This window comes from Actinoplanes sp. NPDC048791 (assembly GCF_040650095.1).
Taxonomy (GTDB): domain Bacteria; phylum Actinomycetota; class Actinomycetes; order Mycobacteriales; family Micromonosporaceae; genus Actinoplanes.
In genome coordinates this window covers 1-2,488 of the sequence record NZ_JBEZGQ010001135.1, presented here as the reverse complement: position 1 = coordinate 2,488, position 2,488 = coordinate 1, and the positions used below count along the sequence as shown (strand labels likewise).

The 2,488-nt window shown below is 71.0% G+C and carries 2 protein-coding genes; both read right to left on the bottom strand.

What is annotated here, in order from left to right:
* Window positions 1-1,625, bottom strand: a 1,625-nt coding sequence (locus AB0C29_RS43270; protein ID WP_360833450.1) for a hypothetical protein, incomplete at its 3' end; no start/stop codon positions are given.
* Window positions 1,626-1,936: 311 nt separating this feature from the next.
* The coding region (locus AB0C29_RS43265; RefSeq protein ID WP_360833448.1) for a class F sortase at window positions 1,937-2,488 on the bottom strand (552 nt) is incomplete at its 5' end.

Sequence of the window (2,488 nt, the reverse complement as noted above, 5' to 3'; positions counted from 1 at the left end):
ACCGCGAGCCCGGCGGCGATGCAGCAGGCGGCGCAGGCGACCGCGGCCGCGTTCCGGCGCCGCCGGGTCGCGCCGAGGACCACCGCACCGCAGAGGATCAGCAGCGCGCCGCCCAGGATGAACGTCATCGAGTTGGCCCCGGTCAGGGCCAGCTTCGAGTCGTCACCGGTCTGCACGTTCTGCTCAGCCTGCAGGTCGGGGGCGCCGTCGTCGCTGTCGTCGTTCGTCACGACCTGGGCCGCCGGTTCCTGGGTGGCGCGGGGCTTGGTGGTCTTGCCGGCCACCGCCTGGGCCGGGCTCTCCGAGTCGTCGTTCGCGGAGTCGTCGCCGGCCGATTCGTTGTTGTCGGCCTTCTCCGGCTCCTGGGCGGGCGCCGGCTTGGTGGTCTTGGCCGGCTTCGGCGCGTCGGCCTCGTTCTTCGGCGGGATCGTCACGGTGCCGGTCTTCGGCGGCGTCGTGCCGGTCTCGGTCTTCGGGGTCGCGGTGGCACCGGGGTTCGCGGCACCGCCGTTGTCACCCTGGTCCCCGTCACCCTGGTCGCCGTCACCCTGACCGCCGCCGTTGTTCTGGCCACCGCCGTTGTTCTGGCCACCGTCGCCCTGACCGTCGCCGCCGTTGTTGCCACCACCGCCGTTGTTGCCGCCACCGCCGTTGTTGCCACCGCCGTTGTTGCCGCCGCCGTTGTCAGCGGGCGGGTTCGCCGGGGGCTCCTCCTCGGCGGGCGGATCCTCGTCGCCGCCCTCGACCTTGACGCGCACCGCGTCCAGGGCCGGGGTCTGGTTGGCGCGCTGCATCATCGGGATCCGGTGCGAGCCGTCGCCGGCCCAGGAGGCGCACTGCGCGATGCCTTCCTGCGGCAGGCCCGGGACCTGAATGGTGACGGTGTCGGGCTGCGCGCCGCCCTTCTTGTCCTCGGTGGCCACGAAGAACGCGGGCACCGGGGCCGGGTCGGGCGCCTCGTTGGTGGCGGCGAGCATCCGGCAGGCGGTGTGGAAGTGACCGCGGACCAGGCCTTCCGCGGTGAGCACCGAGCTCTCCACGTAGTAGCCGCCCTGGCCGGCCGCGAGGAAGCGGTCGCGGACCAGGTTGCGGGTGCTGACCTTCAGGGTGAAGGGGGTGTTCGCCTTCACCGACTCGGGGAAGTCCGTGATCAGCAGCGTCGGGTTCTTGGCCTGCTCGCCGACCTCACCGAACTCGGTGGAGACGCAGCGGTCGCCCTTCTGGAAGCCGTCGTGCGCGTCGAGGTTGCTGTCCTCGCAGCTGTTGGCGAGGATCTGCAGCCCGTTGACCTGCTTGGCGGTCGTCTTCCCGGTGGTGCAGTTCTCGACCGGCTGCGGCTTGGGGGCCTTCTCACCCTTGGCCAGCTGCCCGTCGCCCTTGTGCTGGACGTCGCCGTCCTTGTCCGTGTAGGTGCCGACCTTGGGGTCGGTCGCGGCGCTCTTGCCGGCCGGCGCGGCCGGGTCGGCGGCGGGGGCCTCGCAGGCCACCGTCTTGCTCTCGTCCGCGTTGGAGATCTGGGTGACACCGATCACCCCGCCGAAGGCGATCAGTACGGCGACCGCGGCGATGATGCGACGGTCCGGGCCCCGGCGCTGGGCGGCCCGACGGTAAGTCGGCCTTCGCATGGGTGGCACCTCTTCTGTAACCATTTCATTGGCGGATGAGCCGGTCCGCGAGCCCCTGTGGTGGCCCGGCCGAATACCGGCATGCAGACGTTAAGAGCCAGCGCCCGTCCACACCAATTTCCCAGCGAAAATTGAGGCTTTCTTAGGGTCAAATTAATGCAAAAATATGGGTCGCATTCCGAACCCTCGGCATCCACCGTTCGGCCGATGTCCCGCCTCCACCGAACGGGGGATACGGCGGACACGGGCCGTTGCCGTGAGCGTACCCGCTGATCTGCCCGCCCGGCGTCGGCCGAGCGGGCAGACCGCAGTCAGGACACGGGTTCCGCGGTCACGACGATGTTGTCGCGGTAGTGCCGGGTCTTGCTGTCGAACGGCCCGCCGCAGGTGATCAGCGTCAGCCGCGGGGCACCGTCGCGGGCGAAATACTTGTCCAGCGGAATGCGGGTCTTGCTGTACCTTTCCCGGGCCACGACCTGAAATGCGCGATCGGTGCCGCCGGGGCCGGCCAGCGTCATTCTGTCGCCCGGTTCCAGGCTGCTGAGCCGGAAGAACGCGCCCTTGCCCTGATCGGCGCTGTCCACGTGGCCGGCCACGACGATCGACCCGGCTGTCGCGGTCATTCCCGGGCCGAAGCGGTACCAGCCGACCCGGTCGACGCTCGGCGGGACGTCGAACTCACCGGTCTCGGCGTCGACGCCGACCTCGGCCACGGTGGCGTCGAGCTTGAGCGCGGGGATCTCGAGCCGCGCCGGGGCCACCTCCTCGGCCGGGGCCTTCGCCTCGGGCACAGCCGCCGCGGCCGGGGGAGCGGACGACGCGGTGGGCGTCGCCGACTCCAGGGCGGCGACCGCCGAGGAGCC